Origin of the sequence: Pseudochrobactrum sp. B5 (assembly GCF_001939785.1) — a bacterium.
Classification (GTDB): domain Bacteria; phylum Pseudomonadota; class Alphaproteobacteria; order Rhizobiales; family Rhizobiaceae; genus Pseudochrobactrum; species Pseudochrobactrum saccharolyticum.
Genome location: NZ_MOYL01000001.1, coordinates 769,728 through 794,261 on the forward strand (window position 1 = coordinate 769,728; position 24,534 = coordinate 794,261).

The 24,534-nt window shown below is 53.5% G+C and carries 22 protein-coding genes; 6 read left to right on the forward strand and 16 right to left on the reverse strand.

Annotated elements, in window-relative coordinates; translation table 11 throughout:
- Positions 1 to 4: 4 nt before the first annotated feature.
- The 11 genes from BKD14_RS03470 to BKD14_RS03520 all read right to left on the reverse strand — a co-directional run bounded on the left by BKD14_RS03470 (position 5) and on the right by BKD14_RS03520 (position 11,559).
- Positions 5 to 688, reverse strand: coding sequence for a phosphoribosyltransferase (locus BKD14_RS03470; protein WP_075654765.1), 684 nt, complete (start codon positions 686 to 688; stop codon positions 5 to 7).
- Entirely contained in the window at positions 675 to 1,856 is a 1,182-nt protein-coding gene (locus BKD14_RS03475) for a M20 aminoacylase family protein (protein WP_139316317.1), read from the reverse strand. The genes BKD14_RS03470 and BKD14_RS03475 overlap by 14 nt, the downstream gene beginning before the upstream one ends.
- Before the next feature lie 70 nt (positions 1,857 to 1,926).
- A complete protein-coding gene (locus tag BKD14_RS03480) occupies positions 1,927 to 3,747 on the reverse strand; it encodes an adenine deaminase C-terminal domain-containing protein (protein WP_075654278.1) in 1,821 nt (606 codons plus the stop codon).
- Entirely contained in the window at positions 3,744 to 4,670 is a 927-nt protein-coding gene (locus BKD14_RS03485) for a nucleoside hydrolase (protein ID WP_075654279.1), read from the reverse strand. Before BKD14_RS03485 ends, BKD14_RS03480 begins: the two co-directional genes overlap by 4 nt.
- Positions 4,671 to 4,678: 8 nt before the next feature.
- Positions 4,679 to 5,701, reverse strand: coding sequence for an ABC transporter ATP-binding protein (locus BKD14_RS03490; protein ID WP_075654280.1), 1,023 nt, complete (start codon positions 5,699 to 5,701; stop codon positions 4,679 to 4,681).
- The gene (locus tag BKD14_RS03495) at positions 5,694 to 6,491 is read right to left on the reverse strand and encodes an ABC transporter permease (protein WP_075654281.1); all 798 of its coding nucleotides are present in this window, start codon (positions 6,489 to 6,491) and stop codon (positions 5,694 to 5,696) included. Before BKD14_RS03495 ends, BKD14_RS03490 begins: the two co-directional genes overlap by 8 nt.
- A complete protein-coding gene (locus BKD14_RS03500) occupies positions 6,488 to 7,315 on the reverse strand; it encodes an ABC transporter permease (protein ID WP_022709509.1) in 828 nt (275 codons plus the stop codon). Before BKD14_RS03500 ends, BKD14_RS03495 begins: the two co-directional genes overlap by 4 nt.
- Positions 7,316 to 7,525: 210 nt before the next feature.
- A complete protein-coding gene (locus tag BKD14_RS03505; RefSeq protein ID WP_075654766.1) occupies positions 7,526 to 8,542 on the reverse strand; it encodes an ABC transporter substrate-binding protein in 1,017 nt (338 codons plus the stop codon).
- Between the two features lie 109 nt (positions 8,543 to 8,651).
- Entirely contained in the window at positions 8,652 to 9,707 is a 1,056-nt protein-coding gene (locus BKD14_RS03510; RefSeq protein WP_075654282.1) for a LacI family DNA-binding transcriptional regulator, read from the reverse strand.
- A 101-nt stretch (positions 9,708 to 9,808) separates the two neighbouring features.
- Complete coding sequence (locus tag BKD14_RS03515; RefSeq protein ID WP_075654283.1) at positions 9,809 to 10,942, reverse strand: sterol desaturase family protein; 1,134 nt, start codon at positions 10,940 to 10,942, stop codon at positions 9,809 to 9,811.
- Positions 10,939 to 11,559: a phosphatase PAP2 family protein gene (locus BKD14_RS03520; protein ID WP_075654284.1), complete on the reverse strand. Its 621-nt coding sequence runs from the start codon at positions 11,557 to 11,559 to the stop codon at positions 10,939 to 10,941. Before BKD14_RS03520 ends, BKD14_RS03515 begins: the two co-directional genes overlap by 4 nt.
- Positions 11,560 to 11,771: 212 nt before the next feature.
- Between BKD14_RS03520 and BKD14_RS03525 the strand changes: the two genes are divergently transcribed.
- Genes BKD14_RS03525 through BKD14_RS03540 form a run of 4 tightly spaced genes read left to right on the forward strand, consistent with a single transcriptional unit; the run spans position 11,772 to position 15,850 of the window.
- On the forward strand, positions 11,772 to 12,758 hold the full coding sequence (locus tag BKD14_RS03525; RefSeq protein ID WP_083646879.1) for a 3-oxoacyl-[acyl-carrier-protein] synthase III C-terminal domain-containing protein: 987 nt from the start codon (positions 11,772 to 11,774) through the stop codon (positions 12,756 to 12,758).
- Entirely contained in the window at positions 12,758 to 13,735 is a 978-nt protein-coding gene (locus tag BKD14_RS03530) for an NAD(P)-dependent oxidoreductase (protein WP_075654286.1), read from the forward strand. Before BKD14_RS03525 ends, BKD14_RS03530 begins: the two co-directional genes overlap by 1 nt.
- Entirely contained in the window at positions 13,719 to 14,579 is an 861-nt protein-coding gene (locus BKD14_RS03535; RefSeq protein ID WP_075654287.1) for an MBL fold metallo-hydrolase, read from the forward strand. The genes BKD14_RS03530 and BKD14_RS03535 overlap by 17 nt, the downstream gene beginning before the upstream one ends.
- Positions 14,576 to 15,850, forward strand: a complete 1,275-nt coding sequence (locus BKD14_RS03540) for a F390 synthetase-related protein (protein ID WP_075654288.1) — start codon at positions 14,576 to 14,578, stop codon at positions 15,848 to 15,850. Before BKD14_RS03535 ends, BKD14_RS03540 begins: the two co-directional genes overlap by 4 nt.
- A 31-nt stretch (positions 15,851 to 15,881) precedes the next feature.
- Here the strand turns inward: BKD14_RS03540 and BKD14_RS03545 are convergent, their stop codons facing one another.
- Both BKD14_RS03545 and BKD14_RS03550 read right to left on the reverse strand, forming a co-directional pair.
- Positions 15,882 to 16,694, reverse strand: coding sequence for an arginase family protein (locus BKD14_RS03545; RefSeq protein WP_075654289.1), 813 nt, complete (start codon positions 16,692 to 16,694; stop codon positions 15,882 to 15,884).
- A gap of 99 nt (positions 16,695 to 16,793) precedes the next feature.
- The gene (locus BKD14_RS03550) at positions 16,794 to 17,357 is read right to left on the reverse strand and encodes a hypothetical protein (RefSeq protein WP_075654290.1); all 564 of its coding nucleotides are present in this window, start codon (positions 17,355 to 17,357) and stop codon (positions 16,794 to 16,796) included.
- 224 nt (positions 17,358 to 17,581) lie between these two features.
- Between BKD14_RS03550 and BKD14_RS03555 the strand changes: the two genes are divergently transcribed.
- Positions 17,582 to 18,298, forward strand: a complete 717-nt coding sequence (locus BKD14_RS03555) for a DUF6683 family protein (protein ID WP_075654291.1) — start codon at positions 17,582 to 17,584, stop codon at positions 18,296 to 18,298.
- 21 nt (positions 18,299 to 18,319) lie between these two features.
- On the opposite strand, the gene BKD14_RS03560 is transcribed toward BKD14_RS03555, so the two are convergent.
- Both BKD14_RS03560 and BKD14_RS03565 read right to left on the reverse strand, forming a co-directional pair.
- Entirely contained in the window at positions 18,320 to 20,107 is a 1,788-nt protein-coding gene (locus BKD14_RS03560; protein WP_075654292.1) for a monovalent cation:proton antiporter-2 (CPA2) family protein, read from the reverse strand.
- Positions 20,108 to 20,239: 132 nt separating this feature from the next.
- A complete protein-coding gene (locus BKD14_RS03565; RefSeq protein WP_075654293.1) occupies positions 20,240 to 20,983 on the reverse strand; it encodes a hypothetical protein in 744 nt (247 codons plus the stop codon).
- Between the two features lie 270 nt (positions 20,984 to 21,253).
- On the opposite strand from BKD14_RS03565, the gene BKD14_RS03570 reads away from it, so the two are divergent.
- Entirely contained in the window at positions 21,254 to 21,934 is a 681-nt protein-coding gene (locus BKD14_RS03570) for a lysozyme inhibitor LprI family protein (protein WP_075654294.1), read from the forward strand.
- A gap of 116 nt (positions 21,935 to 22,050) precedes the next feature.
- Here the strand turns inward: BKD14_RS03570 and BKD14_RS03575 are convergent, their stop codons facing one another.
- Positions 22,051 to 24,447 (reverse strand): TonB-dependent receptor, encoded by a 2,397-nt coding sequence (locus tag BKD14_RS03575; protein ID WP_075654295.1) that lies wholly within the window; start codon positions 24,445 to 24,447, stop codon positions 22,051 to 22,053.
- Positions 24,448 to 24,534: the final 87 nt, after the last annotated feature.

Here is a 24,534-nt window from a genome sequence, read left to right on the forward strand (position 1 = left end):
CTTGTCAGGCGGCGATCGTCCAGCCGCCGTTTTCACCGTGCTTCAGCATCGGTGTGGTGAAACAGCCGCGTGTCATCTCGGCAAATTCTGCGCCGAGTTGCTCAAGCGGCGCATGCCAGCGCTGGGTTTGCAGCATTGCTGCACCGATAACGACCGGCTTGAGTGCACGGGAATTCAGCAGATTGAGCGCAGCCACAATCGACGTGCCGCTGGAGATCACATCATCCACCAGAGCAATACGGTGGCCATCGAGCAGTGGCAGCATACGCGGGTCGATATAGAGCCGCTTGATCTGATCCGGTGTGGTGATGGAAGACAGCGGAACCGACAGTTCTTCTTCATACCAGAATTTGCGCGAGGTACCCAAAGGCACATAGCGGCTGTGGCCGAGCTTGCGCGCCACTTCACTGGCAAGGGTCAGACCCAGTGTCGGCAGGCCGACAATCACATCCGGCTCAAAAACTTTGAGTTTAGTGGCCAGATCGTCTGACAAAGCGTCAACAACATCAAAGGCAGCCTGATTGACGATCAGGGATGCCAGAGCATGTTGTTTATCCGAGAGCGGGCGGATCGGCAGTTGTAGCTGACGGCCGTCATCCAGCGTTGCTGGAAAGAAGGTTTCATGCACGCCCTGCACATCAAATGTTTCAGGTGCATAGAGCTTTTGCCAGAATTCATGCGGTTGCATCATGGTCTCCCGACAATTCCTGCTCCACGAGACGTGTCCAGAAGCGCACGCCGTGTTCAATGGCATCGTCATTGAAGTCATAGGCAGTATTGTGATGCAGAGCACCGTCTACAGCGGGGCCATTGCCGAGCCAGACATAGCAACCCGGAGCTTCACCGGCGAAGAAGGCGAAATCATCACCCGCAGTGGAAGGCGGGAAGCTGGTGCGCACTTTGCTGCCAAACACATCCTGTGCTGCACGTAATGCACGGGCTGTGGCGTCGGCATTGTTGACGACCGGTGGGATGCGGCGGATAAAATCATATTCGGCGGCAATGCCATACATCATCGCAGTACCCTGCGCGAGACGGCCGATTTCCGTTTCAAGCTGGTCACGGACATGCGGGGTATAAGCACGGGCCGTACCGCCGATTTCTACAATATCCGGAATAACATTAAGCGCCTTCGGATCACCCGCCTGCAAAGAGCAGGCGCTGACGACAGCCGGTTGCAACGGATCGACCACGCGGCCGATAATTGTCTGCAATGAGGTGATGAAAGTAGCCGCTGCCGTGACCGGATCTTTGCCGAGATGCGGTTTTGCACCATGGGTGCCGGTGCCGCGGAAGGTGACGCGCCAGCTGTCGGAAGAGGCGAGCTGGGGGCCTTCAACCACGGCGATTTCATCAGGATCAAGACCCGGCATGTTATGCAGGCCATAAACCGCATCGCATGGAAACAGGTTGAACAGTCCTTCTTCAACCATGCGCTTGGCGCCACCGCGACCTTCTTCTGCAGGCTGGAAGATGAAATGCACAGTGCCTGAGAAATTACGGCTTTTTGCCAGCGCACGGGCTGCACCCAGCAGAAGCGTGGTGTGGCCGTCATGGCCGCAGGCATGCATTTTACCGGCGAATTTTGATTTATAAGGACGATCTGCCATTTCCGGCATGGCCAGCGCATCCATATCTGCGCGCAGACCAATGGTGCGGGTGCCGTTACCGATCTGCAAAGTACCGACCACACCTGTGCCGCCAAGACCGCGATGAATGGTGATACCTGCCTCTTCCAGAAGTTTGGCAACAATATCCGAGGTACGCTCTTCTTCAAAACCGAGTTCAGGATGCGCATGCAGATCGCGGCGCAGCTCGGTCAGAAAAGCAATATCGTCGAGGATAGGATCAGTCATAGGTATTACTCTGTCACTAAAGCATGTCGCAGCTAAATGGACTCATTTAGCGTTCGCGAACATGCGACAATTAAGAAAAACTAGGGCGAGCGCCATGAGTGAGATTAAACGCGACACGCTCTAGCAAAATAGGGGAGGCCAGCACTTGTCCGGTTTTAACATCGGCAATGCCCTGATCAGTCTGGTGCGGGCCGGCATTGCAGGCCAGTGTTGCACCAAAACAGGCTTTGAAAATGAGATAAGGCGGCTGCCAGTCCACCACATCATCCATAGCTGTGCGCAAAGCTGCAAACTGTGCGGCAACATCGGCCAGCGATGCCTCAGACACCAGACCGGAAACCGGCAGCGGCAGCAGGGCGGTGACTTTGCCATTCAGCGCAACAGCCATGCCGCCACCGGCAGCGACCACGGCATTGGCTGCCAGTGCCATATCTTCCTCATTGCCGCCGAAGACTGTGAGATTATGGCTGTCATGGGAAACTGTAGTGGCGAAAGCACCGTGCCAGCTGCCCCATTCACGCAGAAAGCCAACGCGCGGCTTCGCTTCTGCGCGGCCATGGCGATGGGCAACGGCAATCATGGTTGCACCTTGCGGCGGCACTACAAAACCATTGGCAACTTCCGTTGCCGCCTGTCCCCATTGGGTAAAGCGCGGACGATCAATGGTTGCCACCACAACGCGCTTGGCATCGCTGCGAATGCGGAAATCATCGGCGCTTAAAGCACCGATCTTCATGGATTGCAGGAAATCACCGGCGCTGGTGTCTGTGAGCTTTTGCGCGAGAGTACCGTTTGAAGCAGCTACCGTACCATTGACCAATACGGTCTGCGCAGTGAAGTCAGACAGGTTGTCGAAGATCACAATATCCGCACGGCGACCTGCTGCAATCAATCCGAGGTCATCACGGCCAAAGCGGCGCGCTGCATTGAGTGTTGCCGCCTGCAAAGCCCATTCCGGTTTCATGCCATAGCGCACCAAGCGGCGCACCACATCATCAAGACCACCGGCATTGAGCAGATCATCAGGGAACACATCATCCGTGCAGAGTGTAACAGTCTGCGGCAGATGGCCGAGGCGGTTCAGTTCCTGCACAAATTCCGGCAACAGATGATCATGGGAACCGCGCATTTCAATGGTGAGACCGGCGCGCAGTTTTTCCATCAGATCTTGGCCGGAAACCAGCTCATGATCGGAGGTTACACCCGCAGCCATAAAGGCCGCGAGATCAGAGCCGGTAAGGCTGCGTGCATGGCCGCAAACCGGCTTGCCCGCTGCAAGTCCCGCATGGACAATGGCACTCATCCGTGGTTCGCCGTCAATGACATTGCGCATGGTCATGACTTCGGCAATGCCGCCGATTTCAGGTCGCGCCAGCAAGTCATTCAGCACGTCAGCATCAAAGTCCGCTCCGGCCAGTTCCAGCCCCGGTGCGGAGGGCACACAGGAAGGTGCCAGCATAATGGTACGCAGCGGCAGATCACGGGTCGCCGCAATTGCCCAGTCAACACCGGCTACGCCATGCACATTACCGAATTCATGCGGGTCCCAGACAATGGTTGTCACACCACGCGGCACCACGGCATTGGCATAGGTGGCAGGGGTAATCATCGAGCTTTCAATATGCATATGCGTATCGATCAGACCGGGCGTGATATAACCGCCTTTGGCATCAATGATTTTGGCCGCATCTTTGCGGCTGTCCGGTGCATGAACGGAGGCAATCAGAGCGCCGGTGATGCCGATATCGGCACGGCGATGTTCTCCGGTCACCATATCAATGACGGTGCCGTTGATAATCAGGCAGTCAAAAGCTTCCGCACCGCGTGCCGCGGCTGCGGCTCTAAGGCGCAGTTCAGGAGAACTCAGATCAAAGGGTTCTGCATGTGTCATGATTTGGCCGCCTCTGTTCTCAGGGCATCGAAAATAATGCCGAGAATGGCTTCCGCATCGCCGTCAGCTGCATAGGCCGCGTTGAAGGCGGCATGGCTGGAGCGGGTTTCTACCACGGTGCGGCCGCGTGTCAGCGAGCCGCAAAGTTCCGCACCAATGAATGCCCTGTCAAAACGCACCAGATCAGGACGGGCAAAAGCCACAGCGGCCGCCGGATCATAGAGCGCCATGGCTGTGCGGCCACGCGAGATCGCAATATTGATAAAACCGCCGGTCATATCGGCAATCAAAGCGGCATTGGTACCACCGGCTGCACGGATCGGATGCACATCATCGGGTGTGGCGAGAATTTTACGGCAGAAATCAAGCTCTACCATTTTCAGCGGCAGCTCATGGGCAAGCACAATCGCCAGCGCTTCCGGATCGGCAAGCGCGTTGAACTCGGCCGAGGCCGTGTGATTGCCTTTGCCAACGCCGCCGCCCATCCAGACCAGTTCGTCAATCCGTGCTGCCAGATCAGGGCGTGCCAGTGCCAGTGCGGCAATATTGGTGAGGGGGCCAAGTGCAAGAACGCGCTTGGTGCCGCAGGTATTTTCAAGCCAGTTGCACAGGGCGGTGAAGGCACAACCCTGTGTATTATCTTCACAGACAGGAAGGTTCAGGCCGAGTGTCGGAATGCCGGTTTCACCGAGAATTCCGGCGGCAGTTTCAATCTCCGCCAGAACCGGTTTATGCCGTCCGCGATAGATCGGAAAATCCCAGCCGAAAACCTGTGTCGCGCCCGCCGCATTGCGGCAGACCTGACCAAGTTCCGTATTTCCGAAAACCAGAGACACACCGTCGATTTCTAGACCCAGATGTTTCACCACCAGTATGGCGGCGATATCATCAAAGCCCATATCCGTATCAATCCAGACACCCATGCTGAAATTTACTCCCGTTCCAGAATTGCCGCCTGATCAATTGGCAGATCAAAGGCAACCTCATCGCCCAGTGCATAGGCAGGCAATGTGGCATCAACATCGGCCTTCACCGAGCCGAATGGTGTTTCCAGCACATATTCACGGGTGTTGCCGGCAAATGCGGCGCCGCGCACAATACCTTTGAGCGGGCCGGTACCAAGCGTGACGATCTTCGGGCGGAACGCCAGACCGGCAGCTTTCGGCAGTGGTGCATTGAGCGGCACTTCAGCAGTTTCGGAATAGAGTTTGCCGTCGCGGATCGCATAGACATTTTCGAAGCCGACAAAGTCAGCCACAAAACGCGATGCCGGATGATTATAGATCTCCTCCGGTGTGCCGATCTGTTCAATAGCACCGGCACGCATCACCACGATACGGTCAGCGAGCGCCAGCGCTTCTGCCTGATCGTGGGTCACGAAGATCATGGTGACGCCGGTTTCCTGCTGCACGCGCTGCAATTCGGTGCGCATGTCGAGACGCAGACGTGCATCCAGATTGGACAGCGGCTCATCGAGCAGCAACACTTTCGGTTCCATCACCATCGAGCGGGCAAGGGCAACACGCTGCTGCTGACCACCGGACAATTCCGGCGGCTTACGGTCAGCGAATTTGGCCAGACCAACAGATTTCAGGCCGCTTTCAACCTTTTGGCGCAGTTCATCGCCCTTGATGCCTTTGAGCTTGAGGCCGAAGGCAACATTGTCGAACACGGTCAGATGTGGGAACAGCGCATAGGACTGAAACACCAGCCCGATTTCGCGCTTATTGGCGGCAACACGGGTAATGTCTTTATCGTCAAGACGGATGGTGCCGCCTGCCACATCCATCAGGCCTGCGATCGCACGCATGGTGGTGGTTTTGCCACAACCCGAAGGGCCGAGCAGCGCCAGCAACTCACCTTTGTTGATCGTGAGATTGAGCTTATCTACGGCCGTGGTGTTGCCGTAACGCAGTGTCAGCTGGTCGAGAGTAAGAAAGGCTTGATCAGACATAGCGGGAGAATCCTAGGAAACGTTCTGCGAGAAGGACAATGCCCATGGACAGAAAAGCAAGCAGAGAGGAGAGGGCGGCGATGGAAGGATCAAACACGATTTCCATATAGCCCAGCATATCGATTGGCAGGGTGCGCACACCGGGGCCGGAGAGGAACAGTGACACCGGCACCTGATTGAAGCTGGTGACAAAACCGAGAATGAAAGCGGAAAGAATACCGCCTTTGATATTCGGCATCACCACGCGGAAGAAAGCACCGGCGCGCGAGCAGCCGAGCAGTACAGCCGCTTCTTCCATGTCAGAGCGCAGGTTGTTGAGGCTGGCAGACACCACACGCACGGCATAAGGCAGCACCAGTGCCGTATGCGCCAGAAACAGTGCCAGCGTGATGGACATGCCAACCGGCACCACGAAATAACGTAGAAGTGCTAAGCCGACGATGATACCCGGCACAATGATCGGCGAAGAGACGATTGTGCGCACAGTTTCGGAAAATGGCATGTCATAGCGCGCCATCGCATAGGCTGCCGGTACACCGAGCGCCAAAGCCACCAGAGTGCCGCCGACCGCCAGAACCATGGAGGTGACGAAGCTCTGCTGGAAGCTCTCGATGGTAAAGACCTTATAGACCCATTTCAGCGAGAAGCCTTGCGGCGGGAATGCCAGTGTGTCACCGGCCGAGAAAGAGGCGGCAACGATGATGAGGAACGGGCCGATCAGAAAGACAATGACGAGCCAGAGAACCAGATTGGCCGGATTAATCAGCCGTGAAAGCAAATTCGAGTTCATTTTTTGCCCTTCACTGTCGCAATACGCTTCAGAAGAATATTAGCGGCGAAACTCATCACCACGAGAATGAGAGCGATAACGCTGGCCGCAGCAAAATTATTGGATACGGTTACGTGCTGATAAAGCAGGGTTTCCAGCATCAGAACCTTGGAACCACCAAGAATGGCCGGTGTGATATAGGCGGTGAGCGAACCGGTGAAAACCAGAGTACCGCCCACAACCAGACCCTCTTTGGTCAGCGGCAGAATGATTTTCCAGAAAACGGTAAACCAGCTGGCACCGAGCACGCGGGCTGCAGGCACCACATCTTTCGGCAGGTTTTCCAGCGCACTGATCAGCGAGATCACCATAAGCGGCAAAAACAGCTGCAACAGACCGATAAAAATCGCAGTTTCGGTGAACAGAATACGCAGCGGTGCATCGCTCAAGCCCACAGCCTGCAAGGCCTGATTGATAATACCGGTGCGGCCGAGAATAACGATCCACGCATAGGTACGGGCAACCGGTGAAATCATCATCGGCAGCATGATCAGACCGATCATCCGGCCTTTGGAATTGGCAGGCAGGCCGACAATCGCCCATGCGGTGGCATAGCCGATAATCGCTGCGACAACGGTTACTTCCAGCCCCAGCCGCAGGGTACGCCAGAACACGGTACGGTTCATCGGTTCGGAGAAGAAATCAATCCATGGGGCAATTGTCCATCCTTCTGTCGATCTGAAACCTTCAGACAGCAGAAGAATAACAGGGACGAGGAAGACAAGTGCCGCGAAAAGCGCTGCCGGCAAGGCCAGCCACATGGCTTCGGTGCGGTTGTTGAACATAAGCTTTCCTATAAGACAGGTGGCCTACAGCATAATTCCTTAAATTTGAAACAGTTTAAGGAATTATGCTGTAAATATAGTGTATTAGAGCGACCTTTGTGCGCCCGAGAGGGCGCCCGGCGCTCTAGCTGGAGGCGGGGGCATAGATCAAAAAAGAAAGCTGCCCGTGAACTGAAAATGTTACGGGCAGCTGCTGTTATTGTGGCCGGATTACTGGCCGATTTTGGCGTTCCATTCTTTCAGCCATGTGTCACGGTTATCGAGAACGACATCGGACGGAATGAGCTGAAGGCTTTTAGCGGTTTCTTCGCCATAGGTGAGATTATTGGCAATTTCGTCGGAAACCTTGACTTCCTTATTGGCAGGACTGTCGACCAGCTTTTCAGCAATCTTGGTCTGAATTTCGGTGGAGAGCCAGAAGTCCATGAATTCGAGCGCCAGATCACGGTTCTTGGAATCCTTGGCAACAACCATCACATTCATGCCGCCGGTCTGGCCTTCTTTCGGTGTTGCCCAGCCGAGCGGCAGGTCAAGCTTGGTGAAAGGCGCCCAGGAGAAACGGCCGATTGGCGCTGCCCAGATTTCTTCCTGCTGCATCAGCTGAACGAGCTGCGAGGATTTAACGTAGAAAGTTACGATATCGTTGGATTTCTCACCAACCGCAGCAATGGCGTTTTTCAGATCAGCTTCATTATGGCCGAGGGATTTTTCCAGCATATAGAGTGCTGTCGGGCCCTGATTGGTGGTCACATTCGGGAAAGCAATATGCGGTGCATATTCAGGCTTCAGCAGATCTGCCCAAGACTCGATTTTCATCTTGTCGGTGCGGTAGACGATGGATGTCGCGTAGAAGGTGTAGCCAACGCTCATGCCGTCTTTGTTCGGGTCTTTGGCAATGTCGTAGAGCTTGTCAAAGTTGGACAACTTGGCTGTGTCGATCTTGTCGATCAGACCGGCACGGGAGGCTTGCAGCGCATCCGCCATAGAAACAACAGCCATATCCACAACTGGGCTGGCTTTGTTGGCTTCCATTTTAGCCAGACGCTCTACGCTGTTGCCGGTTTCAACAACCAGTTTGCAGCCGCATTTTTCTTCAAACGGCTTGTAGAGGATTTCTTTGAAGTCATCCTGCGCAAAAGCGTAAACCGAGATGGTCAGGGTCTTGTCAGCGGCATAAGACGCTGTGGTCAGAAGCGCCATGGTGGATGCGGCGATGAGTTTCTTCAGCACTTTTAAAGTCCTTTTGCGGAGTTGGAGCATTTCCAGAAAAAGTGGGAACCGGTTTTTCGTCCGGATAATGCGATAAGAACAAAGAGACAGAGCATTTCTGATATTTTCATTGATACTGGAAATGCTCTGATGAGTGATCAGACAGAATAGAACGGCATGTTTGGCGGGCAATCAGTGTCATCGGTACGCGGGAGGTGCCGAAAGTCGGCACCGGTCCTTTGCGGTTTTCACTTTTGCTCTCAATCACCTGTACCAGTGAGGCAATGGCAATTTCACCGATGCGCGGCAAATCCATACGCACGGTGGAAAGCGCAGGCGTAATACCTGACGCCCAGAACAAGTCATCAAAACCAATAACACTGACATCATCCGGCACACGGTAACCGCTGTGATACAGCTCTGTCATCGCACGCAGGGCATGCACATCGGACACGGCGGCAATGGCCGTTGTGCCGGATGCAATTTTCTCATTCAGGCCGAGATGGGCACCTTTGCCGAATTCAGCCTCGTGATGTTCGATCCACAGAACATCAATGTCTGTTTGTCTGCCTAATCCTGCGCGAATACCGCCTAAGCGGTCATTTTGCACGATAGAGGCCGGATTTTTACCGATCAGCAGCACTTTACGGTGTCCGCCGGACAGCAGATGTTGTCCTACCAGTTCGCCGCCCTGCCAGTGATCCGCCGCAACAGTATTGCCGGGGGTTGAAGGGCTGTCGATCACCGCGACAGGAATATCCAGATCCGCAATGCGGGTGCCAAGACGCGGTACAATCACCAGACCATCGACACCATATTCAATCAAGCGGTTGATCGCCTCAGTCTGCAGACTGACATCGCCGCGCGAGTCTGCAATCAGAATACCATAACCGGCAGCCGCAGCCGCTGCTTCAATCGCCTGCGCAATCTGCGGAAACAGCGGATTGGCAATATCCGGCAAAACCAGACCGAGCACGCTGTTGCGCCCTGTACGTAAAGCCCGCCCTGTATGGCTCGGGACATAACCCATCTGGACAGCTTTAGTTTTAATGCGGGAGATAAGACTGGCCGATACGCGTCCTTTGCCGGACAGGGCATTGGACACCGTTGCAACTGACACGCCAAGAGCCTTAGCGACATCGCTAAGATTGACCGTTTGTTTTGGTTGCAGGGAATCGGACATAAGACGATCTTGATTAAACGATTAATCATCTTTCGATACGGCTTCTTCGCCGGAGAGTCAATGCGACTAAGACGGATGTTTTACCGGATAGGTTGCAGAGATTATTTCAGGGTGTCAGCGCTGTGGATTACGGTAGTGCGCCCCCAGCCGAATAATACTGCGGTACTGTGTGCGGCTAAGGCAGCCATAAAAATCATCCAGAACAGGCCGTGCCATTGAAAGTACAAAGCAAAACTGAGCAGCATCAGCCATGTAATCGCAAACCAGCCTAGAACTGCCCATTGTCTGCCCTCGCTGATACCGCCTAAAGCAATGGAGCCGGTTGCGAGGAAAATAAACAGCAAAGCCTGTTCTGTGACAGATTGGCTGAGCTGATAGCCATAGAGCCAGATATAGCCGGTAACGAGCGCAAACAGGATGACGGCACCGCTTAGGATAATAAAACCGGAGCTGACAAAATCCGGCGCTTTCTGTTGTTTCTTCTCTCTGCGTGCCTGCAAATATTGGCGGAAAGGCTCATTGCTGGCAATAAACGGGTTCTGAGAAGATTTGTTGCCTTTTACGCCATAGGCGAAATCTGTTTCGGGCAGATCCGGACGATAGGTGCCGAACAGCCTGTCCCAGAACACAAAACTTCCCGCATAATTCGAGTCCGAATAGGCTCTGTCATCCACATGATGGATGCGGTGATGTGCCGGTGTGACCAGAATATATTCCAGAAAACCAAGTCTTGGTGTGAGAGCGCTGTGGTTCATCAACTGAATGGCATAATGCAGCACCGAAACCGTGATGAAGACGGACAGCGGAACACCCAGCAGTGCCATTGGAATAAAGAAGGGAATGGAGGCGAGAGAGGAATACCATGAATTGCGCACAGCCAGCGACAGATTGAAATGCTCTCCCTGATGATGCACCACATGCACAGCCCAGAGCAGCGCGAATTTATGATGCAGACGATGCAGCCAGTAAAAGCAGAAATCCCATATCAGAATAGCAAACAGCCACAGCCAGACCGGCGGCCAGCCCGACACAATATTCAGGCTGAAATTCGCAACGATAAAACCGTAACAGGCAAGTTCCAGACCACGAAACAGCCAGAGCATCAGATGGCCGGAATTGAGGTTGAACACCACATCATGCCAATCGACTTTTTCCTTACCCGTTTTGCTCAGGATAATCATTTCACTAAGCACAAGGATAATCAGCAGAAAAATCGGAAAGGTAATAGCGATCATGTGGCGCGCCTCACAGCCATTTCCGCTCTGATATTCAGCACCCGTTGCGTGAGCAGGCCTGCGCAGATAGCCAGAGCCGCACCGCCGAGCAGGTCTACGAATTGGTGGCGATGTAATTGCAGAATAGACACTGTAATCGCTGCGCCCCACAGCGCTATAACGGAGCTGCGCAGAATATGCGTTTTTTGCCAGAGCGCACAGACTGCCAGTATTGTGAGCGTCACATGCAGGGACGGCAGGCAGTTCTGCAATGAATCATATTGGATCAGCAATTTCAGAACCGAGGCGCTGAATGTATCCTGTGTAACCGGCGGAAACTGCATTGTTGTCGGCCAGAAGGTGAAAATGATCCCTGCGCCTAAGGCAGAAAGCTGCATGGATCTCGCCAGCCAGACCAGCCGTGTTTGCGGGCAAAACAGATATGCCATCGCCACCAGCGGGAAAAAAGACAAGTATAGCCAGATAGCATTTGGGTCGAAATCAAACCACAGATCAATCGCTGACGGTTGCAGCATGATGGCCGATGCCTGATCCTGACTGCTGGTCAGGCTGTAAATCAGCCCGACAGCACCCCAGCCGGTCAGCATAGTCCAAAGGCGCAAATACAGCGAATTCATCCGGTCTCCCGCTCATTTCCCGTCTGCGAAACATGGTCTTTCGCTGAAACACAGACCCGTTAAATAGCCTGACTTTGCCGTCATTGTCACTAAACTCCGTTACAAAACGTCTCTTGACGGAGACCGGCTATCATGCGACCCCGTTAAGGAACACCATAATTTAATTGCGAGTATCAATGGCCATCGTTGAAAATGGTGCGGGAAATCCCGGATTGAAACCAGGGTTGAAAATCGCAGGAACCGGCGCTTATCTGCCTGAAAAATGTGTTCTCTCCACGGAAATTGATGCGATGCTGGACTGGCCGTCCGGTACTGTGGAAAACCGCTTTGGCCTCAATGCCCGCTATGTGGCGCAAGGTGCGGAAACCAGTTCTTTCATGGCTGAGCAGGCCGCATTGCAGGCACTGGATGCTGCCGGTATTGCGCCGCAGGAGCTTGATCTCATCCTCGGTGCCTGCGGGGTTATGGAGCAGGTTATTCCTTCAACCGCTACACTGGTTCAGCACCGGCTGGGTTTGGGGAAATCCGGTATTGCAGCTTATGATGTGAATGCAACCTGTCTCAGTTTTATTCAGGCGCTTGATCTTGCCGCTATGAAAATTCAACTGGGACTTGCCCGCAATGTGCTGATCTTTTCCGCAGATATTGCCTCAGTCGGTCTGGACTGGAATGAGCCGGATGTTGCCGCCATTTTTGGCGATGGTGCAGCAGCGGTTGTGCTGACAGCCGACGGCGAAGGTCTGCTTGCCAGCCGATTTGAAACCTATTCGGAAGGGCGCGATGCCTGTGTTCTCGCCGGTGGCGGCACGCGGATATCAGCCGCGGTTGATCCGGCGGCGGCAGCGGATGCCTCTTATTTCCGCATGAACGGGCAGGCAGCTTTCCGCGTAACGGCGCGTTATCTGCCACGGTTTTTGAAGCGTTTATTCGCGCAAGGTGAACTGAATATTGCGGATATTGACTGCATTATTCCCCATCAGGCGAGCGGCCCGTCGCTGACACACGGGCTGGCACGGATCGGACTTCATCCGGATAAGGTTATTCAGACATTTTCGCGTTTCGGCAATCAGATCGCCACGTCCATTCCGATGGCACTCCATATGGCGGTGACAGAGCAACGGCTTAAGCGCAATGATCTGGTCTTGCTTGCCGGTACTTCGGCAGGGATTTCCATCGGCGGGACAATATTGCGGTATTAATGGCAAAGATACTTGTGACAGGGGCAACAGGATGCCTCGGCAACGCTCTGGCAAAATATCTGTCTGCGCAGGGACATCAGGTTCTGGCACAGGGGCGTGATGCGCGTACCGGTCAATTGCTACAAGCGCACGGGATTGAGTTTATCCCTTTTGACCTGCGCGCCAACTATCCGGCACAGGCCTTTCAGCAGGTTGATATTGTCTTTCATTGCGCCGCTCTTTCAACAGCCTGGGGTAAAGCGGAGGAATTTCAGGCGATCAATGTAACCGCGACACAGCGCCTGCTGGATGCTGCACGCAAAGCGGATGTGGCGCGGTTTGTCTTCGCATCTTCACCGAGTATTTATGCCAACGGAGAAGACCGGTTTCATCTGGCAGAAGATGCGGAAATGCCTGCAAATTTCCCCAGTCATTATGCCCGCACCAAATATGAAGCGGAATGTCTGGTGCTTGCCGCAGACCGGCCGGGAGCTATGCGCACCAGTGCCTTGCGTCCCAGAGCGATTTACGGCACCGGTGACCGCTCGCTGATGCCGCGTTTGTTGCAGGCAATCCGTCGTGGGCGGGTGCCGATGATCGGCGGCGGGCAAAGCCGGATCGATATCACTCATGTGTCGGACGCAGCACAGGCTATGGCGCTGGCCGGTTTCAGTGAAAATGCGTGTGGTGAGGTTTTCAATATCACGTCCGGCAAGGCTTATCGTTTCTCGGAATTGCTGGCAGCAGTCTGTGCATTAAACGGTGCTCATCCGCGCGAAATTCATATTTCCTATGGTAATGCCATGCGGCTGGCCAAAGGGCTGGAATTTTTGCATCGCATTTTCGCACCTGACCGCGAGCCGGTGCTGACCTGTCAGGCGGTGGCATCGCTCGGTCGTAGTCTCACACTGGATATCAGTAAAGCACAGGTAAAATTGGGATACAGACCAGCCGTGGCGATTGAGGACGGGATTAAAGATTATGCCGGCAATCTCTGAAACCATTCTGGATTTTACATCTTTTCATGTCGGCTATTGCAGCGGGCCGCTGGCGATGACGCAGCGCGGTGCATCGTGGCGTATCGGGCGTTTTCCTGCCGGTATTGCAGTGCTGCGCCATTCGGTGCGCGGCACAATTCTGTTTGATACGGGTTACGGAAAGCTGTTCGAAGAGGCAACGGCAGCTTTTCCCGAGCGGGTTTATCGCTGGCTGACACCCGTTGCCTTTGATGCTGATGACAGCCTGCCAAAACAGTTGCAAAAGCGTGGCATTGCTCAACCGGATCTTGTTTTTCTTTCGCATCTTCATGCCGATCATGTGTCGGGCCTGTTCGATCTGTCTGCAATGCCGCCGGTTATAACATCGCGTCAGGCGATTGAGAAACTGGCCGCGCCCCGTCTTGCGACTTTACAGGCAGGATGTCCGGCGCTCATCCGCGACAGCCTGAAGTCTCTGAATTTGCAGGCCGTCGAGTCATTGCCTTGCGTCAACCTTGCAACTTACGGGCTTGAGGCTTTCGGCAATGGTTATGACCTTCTGGGCGATCAGTCGGCGCTGGTTGTGGAACTTCCGGGGCATGGCTTCGGCCAGACAGGTTTGTTTCTGCCTGCCACATCACAAGGTGCAATTTTTCTGGTGGCGGACGCGATCTGGAGCCTTGAAGCACTGAGACAAAACCGGTTGCCACCCGATATGACTTTGCGCCGTCTTGGCGACCGCAATGCTTTTATCGATACTTTTGCAAAGCTGCGCGCATTCCATCTGGCCAATCCGCAGGTGCGGATTATGGCTTCGCATTGCATGGAAGCCTATCCTCTGAACAGCCACGGGGAGAGAGGATGACCCCGCTTTCCGTCTTTCTCCGTGCCCGATATGGCAAAGGTTTTGCATCCCGTGAGGCGATTTCGCAGCATCAGCAAAAGGCGTTTCAGCATTTGCGCCGCAATATCATGCCGCGCTCCCCTTTTTATGCGCCTTATGCCGGTAAGCCGCTGTCTGACTGGCCGTTGATGAGTAAAGCTCTGATGATGGAGCATTTCACTGATATCAACACCGCTGGTATCACGAAGGAAGAAGCGCTGCATATTGCGCTGACCTCTGAGCAGGAACGCGATTTCGCACCGATGATCCGCAATATTGCTGTGGGGCTTTCTACTGGCACATCGGGACAACGCGGGCTTTTTGCCTCGAATAAGCGCGAGCGGGCATTATGGGCTGCGCTGATGTTGGGACGTTTTTCACCGTCATTTCTGCAGCGGCAGCGTGTGTCTCTGTTTCTGCGCGCCAATAATATGCTCTATGAGCGGCTGGGCAATGCGCTGATCAGTTTTGAATTTTATGATCTTTTACAATCATTTAACAGCCATTTGCAAAGACTTGCGGATCAGCAGCCCACAGTGCTGATTGCACCGGCACAAATTCTTGGTCTGCTGGCACAGGCGCAGAAGAAGCGGATAATCAATATCGCCCCGCGCTGTATTATCTCCGTGGCGGAAGTGCTGTCGCCGGAGGACAAAAGCGCGATTGAAGCGGTGTTTGGCATACGGGTCGATCAGGTCTATCAATGCACGGAAGGTGTTCTGGGCATGACCTGCCGCGCCGGTAATCTGCATCTTAACGAAGCCTATATGCATATTGAGCGTGATATCATTGATGAAGCCAGCGGCGCATTTGCTCCAATCATTACAGATCTGACGCGCGAGACACAGCCGGTGCTGAAATATCGTCTCGACGATATATTAATCCCCGATAATGAACCTTGTCCGTGTGGTTGTGCCAGTCTTCGTCTGAAGCGGATTGAGGGGCGCTGCGATGATATTCTCTATTGGCGCACAGCAGACGGCACATTGCGTATGATCCCGTCTGATCTTATCCGGCAGGCGATGGCGACAGCCAAGACCGGTATCAGCGATTACCGGACTGTACAGGACGGCCAGAAACTCTTGGAAATATGGCTGGAAGCGGCTGATTATGAACAGGCCTGTGCAGAGGTAGCGCGTAATTTGGCGGAACAGGCTGTGTCAGTGAAAGCGCAATTGCCGGAACTGCGCTTTCATGCAGGTATTCATAGGCAGCACGATCAGAAGCGACGGCGCGTCATCGCTAAGCCCTGAGATTGCCTGTGAGTAGTCAGCAGGTTGGACATTACCCTTTTGTGAATAAAGGAGTGACAATCTCTTTCAGGATGCCGAGCGCTGCGGCATTGGCCTGATCGTCGTCCGATGCTTCAAATTCCGCAAGTTCTATTCCTGCAATTTTCTCACGCGGCAGCGCTGCAAATAACGCGCGGAGCTGTTCCGGCAGCAGGCCGTTCTGCACTTTATACGCGGCAGGAACAAAGCCCGGTTCAAGCGCATCCCAGTCGACATGAATCCAGACCGGTGCATCGCCGGTGGCTTTCATAATGGCTTCCGGTGTTGCGTCGGATGGCGGAATAACTCTGACACCGGCTTTTTGCAGCAATGCAGCCTCTTCATCATCAATATCCCGTCCGCCGACAATAATCACCTGTTCTGGTCGCAAGCCGCTGCCTGAGCCACTGTCCCACAGGCCGCAGGCCGCAGCGACAACCATGCCGCCAAGATAACCGGAGCCGGTTGTGGCAGGGGTATTGAAATCGCCATGGGCGTCGATCCACAACACCACACTGTCCGGCCGTTCGCGTGCAACCACAGGTAGACTGGAGAGACTGGCTGAGCAGGTATTGGCAAGCAAAACCGGTATCCGGTTTTGGCGAAGGCTGTTTGCCACAGCATTGCTGATCGCGGTTAATGTGTCATGCGCCTGAGGCAGGCTCTCTGACCAGTCATCCTCTCTGGCCGGTGAAGGTGTTCCGACCGTGGTGACCGTTGCGGGGATGAGCTCCCCAACCATAGCGGCGGTGAGGGCGGCACCGGGAATTGCGCCCGATGTACGGTCGGCAATACGGCCCTGAGAAAGAATGATGTCGAAGGCCATATCCGGTCTCGCTTTTCATGGTAACGGAATTTGCTGTTACGCATTTCTATAAGCGGGATAAATATTTGTCATCTTTAAACTTTTCCCCGAACAACATATTCAGTGCATGGCAGCGGCACGCAGGGATTGGTCGAATGCAGCACGCGCCGGACGCGACAGCGCAGATACAGATTGGGAGAACCATTCCGCAATATCCTGCCCTGCTGCCGGTGCAGTCAGACCGGCTCCGGTGCTGAAATTTCCGGTCGCCTGAGGGTATTGGCTGAGCGCTGCGGCAATGCCACCGGCAAAGAAACCGGCATCTTTTGCATGGGGAAACCATACGCTGCCGTCTTTCTTCTCAGCCTTGTCCAGCATAGCGCTATTCGCAATAAGCCCCGCCCATTGCTTGCCCAAACGCTCTGCCTGCCCATGTGACAGCATAGCAGATGCGTATTGTTGCAGGGCTTTGCGCCCGCCAATATTGCTCTGCAAATGATTGGCTGTTTCCGCCAGATTTGCTTCAACCGCAACGGCCAGTTTTTCAAGCTTTGCGGCATCGATATCGGTTGTTGCACCGATGAAACTGTCCAATGTGATATTGGCCGCAAAAACCGGCGCACTATACAATGTTGCAATTGTAATAATGATTTTCAGTACCGGTATTTTGCGAATGATTGTCATAGCTGTTTCAACTTATGAAATAGGTAAAATTGTTCCATTGACTGAAATATTCAATATCAGCGCTTGCCGGTGGTGACATTACACTTATTGTTTCAACTGACGTTAATCAAAGACGCGGCCATAGACTTTTATGAAGCTTTGGCCACTTTATGGACACAGAAAAATCATCTGCTACCATGGTCTGAATATTCTGAGCTTTCCTCAACGTGATACGGAGAGATTGCATGAGTAGCAAACGCCTCTGCTGGGCGGTTATCCTGTTCCTCGGAGTGCCGAATTCCGGCATGGCGCAGGATTATCTGTTCCAGAATTTTGCGGCAAGTGATGCTCTGGGGCAAATGCATCAGTCCATGCGCGATAACATGATGCCCTCTGCGCGGGAGCGCCCTGCACCGCAGAGGAAAAGCAAGCAAAGAGCAGTAGTCTCCACAACCTATCGTGCATCTCCGGCTGTATCATTACGGGTGCAAAGACAATTTACGGATTTCGTGGAAAAAACATCGGGACGTCAGGCCGGACAGCAAGTGCGGGAAATCTTCCGCAAACGTAATCCGGTCGCCAGCTGGGTCAGTATCGTTAAGGCAGACGGATTTCGCTCCGGCGATGTGGTTGATGCCGTTGCTGCCTATCTGATCCTGAACTGGATGATGGCCAATGGCAGCGATAATAACCAGCAGCAAGCGAGTGCTGTGCGGCAGCAAGTCCGGCAGGCCTTGAGCAATAATCCGGGATTTTCCCGCTTGGGTAATGATGAGCGTCAGGCGCTCGCAGAAACCTCAATGCTGAATTTTCTTGTCCAGCATGCGGCCTATATTGATGCGCTCAAACGCGGTGACAAAGTGATGATCCGCCGTCTTAGTGATGCGGCGGTTGCCCGTTTTCAAAACCAGATGAATATGAACCTGCGGGAAGTGAAAATAACCGCAGCGGGCTTCCGGTGAAGTCTGATGCCATGCTGACGGCTATTGAGGTATTTCTTCTCCGGTGCTTGTCCTTGCCGGTTGGGTCAGCGGTTCCGGCACAGGAGTGCCGGTGAGCAATTGTTCGCGTCCGGAAAAAATGTCACCCTGAACCTGTTCCGTCAGACGTTTGGCATCGCGGCTGCGGATATCATAAAGCGTATCAACCGCGCTTTCGTCATCAAGACCGAGCTGGCGCAACCCTTCCATGCCGAAAAGCAATGCAGATTCAAAAGTCTCACGCAATTCGAAATCAACACCGGCCTTGCGCAATTCAATGGAATGGGTTCGGTCAAACGATCGTACAAGAAGTTTTGCAACGGGAAAATGCTGTTTAATCAGATCAACAATGTGATTGGTCACTTTGGGATCATCAATACAGATCATGATGATTTCAGCTTCATCTGCGCCGGAATGATGCAAAATGTCGAGCCGTGAGCCGTCGCCATAGAAAATCCTGAAACCGAATTTCTGCGCTTCACGGATACGGTTCGGGTCGGATTCAATGATGGCGACTTCTGTCTGATGTGCCAGCAACAATTGTGACGCAATCTGTCCGAAACGCCCGAAGCCGATCAGCAAAACCCTGCCTTTCAGATTGCAAACCGGCTCAACGCCGTCGAGGGAGGCGGTTTCCTGTTTCATAAATCTTGCGCCTGCCAGCAGGATCAGCGGCGTTACGGCCATGGACAGAATGATCACCGTTGAAAACAATGCATTGTCGCGGGCATCGATAAGGCCGTTGCCGAAAGCTGAAGTGTAGAGCACGAAAGCAAATTCACCGCCCTGCGCAAAGAGCAGGGTACGTTCCAGTGAATGATGGTGACTTGAGCCGAAAAGCCGTGCAACACTGTAAATTCCGACGGCCTTGGTAAGAATATAGGCAATCAGAAATAAGAGGATCGTCGGCCAGTCGGTTGCGACAATGCCGAGATCGAGCGACATGCCGACGGCAAGAAAAAACAGTCCCATTAAAAGCCCTTTAAAAGGCTCAATGTCGCTTTCAATCTGGTGGCGATAACTTGATCCGGAAAGCATTACGCCAGCCAGAAAAGCACCCATTGCCATGGAAAGGCCGCTGGCTTCCATCAGCAATGCGGCGCCGAGCACGACAATCAAGGCACCGGCAGTCAGAACTTCGCGGGCACGGGCGCGTGCCAGCAAGGCAAAAAACGGATCAAGCAACCATCGTCCGACAGCGATCAGCAGCAGAATGGCACCGACGGCAATTGCGATACCGGTCAGGCCGCTGGCCTCCTGCTGCTGGGGTGCAAGAAAAGCCACCAGTGCCAGCAGAGGCACGATCATCAGATCTTCAAGCAGCAGAATGGAAACGGCTTTTTGCCCCTCAGGCGTCGCGATCTCGCCGCGCTCCTGTAGCATGGACATAATGACGGCTGTCGAAGACAGGACAAAACCCGCTCCGGCAATCAGGGCTGTGACGGGCGCAAGCCCCAGAAGCATTCCGACACCGCTGAGCAGGGCGATACAGCCGAGAACCTGTGCCAGACCAAGGCCAAAAATCTGATGCCGCATCGTCCAGAGTTTGCTTGGGCGCATCTCCAGTCCGATGACAAAGAGAAACATGACAACGCCGAGTTCGGAGAAATGCAGTATTGTGGCAGGGTCAGTAAACAGTCCCAGAACGGATGGTCCGACAAGAGCACCGGCAGCGAAATAGCCAAGTACAGAGCCCAGACCAAGTCTGCGAAAAAGCGGTACAGCCGCCACACCTGCTGCGAGAAGTACCACTGCCGGTCCGAGTGTTTGTCCAAGCCCTTCTGCTGCCATAGACGCTCCGTTCCGAATGTTGGATTTTAAGTATTGCTTATATAAAAAGACATTATTTTTGTATTGCGGTCAATATAATTGCCGAAGGGGAAATCCCCTCCGGCCGGTTTGCGGGTGTTTTCATCCGGCAGTTCAGCAGGAAGGAACGCGGCTCTGACCTTCAAGGGTGAAGCGCCCGTCTGTGCCGCGCTTATAGACTTCCTGAAAACTCTCTGATCCGCTCTTGTAGGAAACCGTAATGCTCTTGCCCTTTTCAGCGGCAGTAATCATACCGGTAACTTCTTTGGCTGTTGCTTCATCACGGGCATCGGAGAAAGCGACTGGGATGCGTGCGATTTCAACAGGACCGGATGCGCCAAGTTCGGTCAGAACGCCGAATGAGCAGAAAAGTCCCTGTCCGCCGCCGCCGCCTTCCGTGTAGAGAACCGGCGCGTCAGCAATATCTGCGCTCCATCCCCAACTGTCTGCGGGATTGCCGACAACGCCTGTCATGCCGACATTCAGCCATTCACCCTGAGATGTATAGGGATATCGCGGTTCGCCTGCATCATGATCCAGATAATGGACAGCATTGAGACCTGAACAGGCCTGACTGGTGCATTCATTGGCACCGGTGCTCACAAGGGCAACACGGGTATCAGATAACGGGATGAATGCTAAAGGCACAAAAAGGAAATTATCATCGCCGACTGTGACTTTGGCCTCACTGCGCGCAGCTTTCGGGAATGCAACTTCAAAGGCTGCGGGCACACCGGCGGGAACGACATCGCGGTTTACGGCTGTTATTTCAAACAGGGGTTGAGCAGAGACTGCAACTGCCGGAACTGTCAGGAAAGTAGCCAGACCGCAAATGAGGGTAATATTGCGATATCTCATATAACCGCGACTCCAATAATGTTGTTGTGTTGGCGTAAATTTTACGGGGCTCATAAAGAGCATTGTTTTTATATCTGGCGCAACAGGAAACAACAAAAACTGCCGGAAGATATAATTTTGCAATTATTGTTTCGATGTCAAAATTGTTGCTGATGAAATTGTGTAATCTATTGTGATGCGCTGATGCGGTTTTATGGAAATTCATTTTTGTATAGGTTGTTGATATTCGGTCTGACGACCGGTTCATATTTGCACTGAAAGGCTTTCATAATGCTGATTTCTTTGATGCATAAATCCGGCTGGGCGCTGGCGGCTTTAACCGCAGGTTTGATGACGGCTCAGGCTGCGCCTTCCTTTGATTGTGCAAAAGCATCCGGTGATGCCGAGAAGGCTATTTGTGCATCTGCGGAGATTTCTGCAGCGGATAAGAAACTCGCTGAAACCTATGCGGAATTGCTGAAGAAGCTGGACAATGAAGCGGCCGCAGCCCTGAGGAATGATCAGCGGCAGTTCATTGCAGACAGAGATGAACTTTTCACTCTGACCACACAAACGCAGGAGAGGCTGACGGAACGGCTTGAGTTTACGCTGACCAACAGGGAGAAAATTCTCAGTGCTGTTGAGCCAACGCCTCCGGCGGGATTGCAGGGTACATGGCGTAACAATAATGCGCTGCTCACAATCTCTGCCGATAAAGCGGGCAAGCTTACATTCGACGGCAATGGCACTGAACAGGTCACAGGCTATTGGACATGTAATGCTGAAGGTGTTGTAGAGCCTGACGGCGAAACAAAAGGGAAAGTTGCTGTCGATAATGGCTGGACGATAGAGCTGATCCGTGCAGGTTCAGTCTTGAAGCTCACGGAAAACGGGCCTTCCGGCACTGTGCCTTATTGCGGTTTGAACGGTGCAATGGCCGGTACATATTTCTATGTCGGTGCTGCACACTAAAGCTCCGTGCCCCCGTTGGACGCACAAGGGGCGCACAAAACTCGCTCTGGCATTTTAAATTATGCTCTAAGCGGAGCGCTGAAGTATCATCAGCGCTCCGTTTGTTTTTATGCGGATCAGAAACGCAGTGTCATGCCGCCAATAACCGTGCGGCCACGGCCGAGTTTTTGTGCATCCATATATTGCGCAGGCTTGTAAGCCTGATTGGTGATATTCTCAATATTGAGAAAGAAGGTCGCATTTTCATTATATTTGTAGGATGCATAGGCATCTGCAAGCATATAGCCTTCAACATCAATCAGCTGAGGTCCCATCGGCGGTTTCACCGCTTTGGTCTTGCCGACACGGCGGATTTGTCCACCGATTGTCAGTTTTTCATCCAATGCGCGGAAACCGGCATTAATGGTCACAGTATAGTCCGGCAGACCGTTCAGCTCGCCAATACCAAAACCGTCCGACCACATGCCATAAGGGAGATCTGTTTTGGTTTTTGAATAGGAAATACCGGCAAAAGCAAAACCGCTGTCATAATTGGCTTCCAGTTCAAAACCTTTGATACGGGTTTTACCCGGTATATTGATGAATTTCAGCATCGGCATATTCTTCATCGAGTAAGGGCCCGATGTGATGTAATTTTCAACATCATTGCTGAAATAATTGGCTTTCATGCGCAGGGCATCGCCGGAAGCCAGCACATCCTTCTCCAGCACATTCACACCGAATTCCCAACCCTTGCTGGTCTCGCCTTCGAGGTCAGGATTAGGACTGGTCGGGTTTGGTGTCTTGCCATGTGCGCCAGGGAAGAAAGTTTCAGTCACAGTCGGCGGACGGAAGGTTTTCGCATAGGTGCTGTAGAGCTGGATGCCGTCCACAGGTGTTACAGCCAGTGTTACCCGCGGGTTGAGGCTGCTGTCAGACCGATCGATCGCTTCAAGCACGGTTTCGCTGCCGCGTTTTCTGGCAACATCACCCTGCAGCCGGAATGTGTCATAGTGGAATCCGGTTGTCAGATCGAACATGCCATAGGAAAAAGTCGCATCAGTAAACAGGCTGCCAATGCCGATTTTGCCGTCTCCGGGGCCGCCTGTGCCCCAGGACTGACCATTGGTCACATCATCATGGTAGTATGCGCCGCCATAGGTCAGTTTCAGCGCAATATCATTGGTCAGATCCAGATGACTGCGATTGGTGACATCAATCCCCATACCCTTATCGCGGGTGAACTGCCCTGCATAATTTCCTTTCGTAAATCTGACCTGCGCATCATTATAATAGGCGTTAACGGTCAGATCGATCAGGTCATTATCGGGCGTGAAATCATAACGCGCCGTATAAGTCTGATTGCGATAGGTCTGCGGTTCACTGCGGATTGTGGATTTATTATTATACCAGACACCGCCCAGCAGCAGCTTGTGATCCTCACCATTGCCAAATTCCAGTTTGGCAAGGCCGGACTTCAGATCTTCCTGCTGGTTGGGATTGATCAGGCGGCGGCCTTTTTCATCCACCCCGCTTTTCGGTGCGCCGGAGTCGCGACGGTTGAAAGCGCCCATAAAACCGATACCATTTTGCGTGCGTGCACCGGCTGCAGCCATTCTTGACCAGTCATAGGCATTATTGCCGAATTTAATGGTCGACATGGCGCCATAGGAATTGCCGGGCAAGATCACATCATCAATACCCAGAGTGCGGAAATTGGCCGCCCCGCCCAGCGTGCCGACACCGGCAGCACCACCCAGAGAGCCACGCCCCATATCCATTCCGGCCAGCAGATCACTGTCGACAAAAGCAGAGCCGCCGGACACGCCATGTCCCATCACGCGGATATTCTGGCGGGCACCGTCAATCATCATATTCACACGGCCATAGCCTTCCATGCCGCGTATATTGACCGCAACACCGGCACCGGACATTGCCTTGCGGGTAAATGTGCCTGCAGATGCGCGCAGGGCATTATCAATATTACCGGCATTCTTCTCCTGAAGTGTAGCCGCATCAATGGAGGTTACCGCCGCAGTTGTTTCATAAGGAGCATCTTTACCGGCAACCAGACCGCTGACACTCGGCGTGCCGGTGTTGACGGTAATCACATTCAGCTGCACACCCGCATCACCTGCCTTTACTGCATTCTGTGCGCCGGGGCGGATCAGGGTGAAAGAGCGCGCATCATTGCGGCGATAGGAATAGCCTGTGCCGCTGAGCATTTGTGCAAGTGCCGCATCGACACTCAGCTTGCCTCGCACGGGTGCGGTGCGGATATTGGCGGGCAGGGTGCCGTCAACAAGAATATTCGTGCCGGTTTGCGCTGCAAAGCGCACAATCGCGGAAGACAGTGGTTGTGCAGCAAGTGAAAAGTCACGTTTTGCTTCTGCGGCAGCCGTCGCAGTTGCTTCAGGCTGCTGCGCATGAGCCGCAGGCATGATGAGTGCAGCAATCGCCACAGAACAGGCCCAGATTTGCGGACGCAAAATCATACGCTTTTTAAGTTTTCCGCTTTTTACCGGCAATGGCATTCCGTTTCTCCAGATCAGCAAACAGGTTCTGACTGTAAGACGGAAAGCTTTTGTGATTTTCTGATAAAAATAATCATATTTTAATAA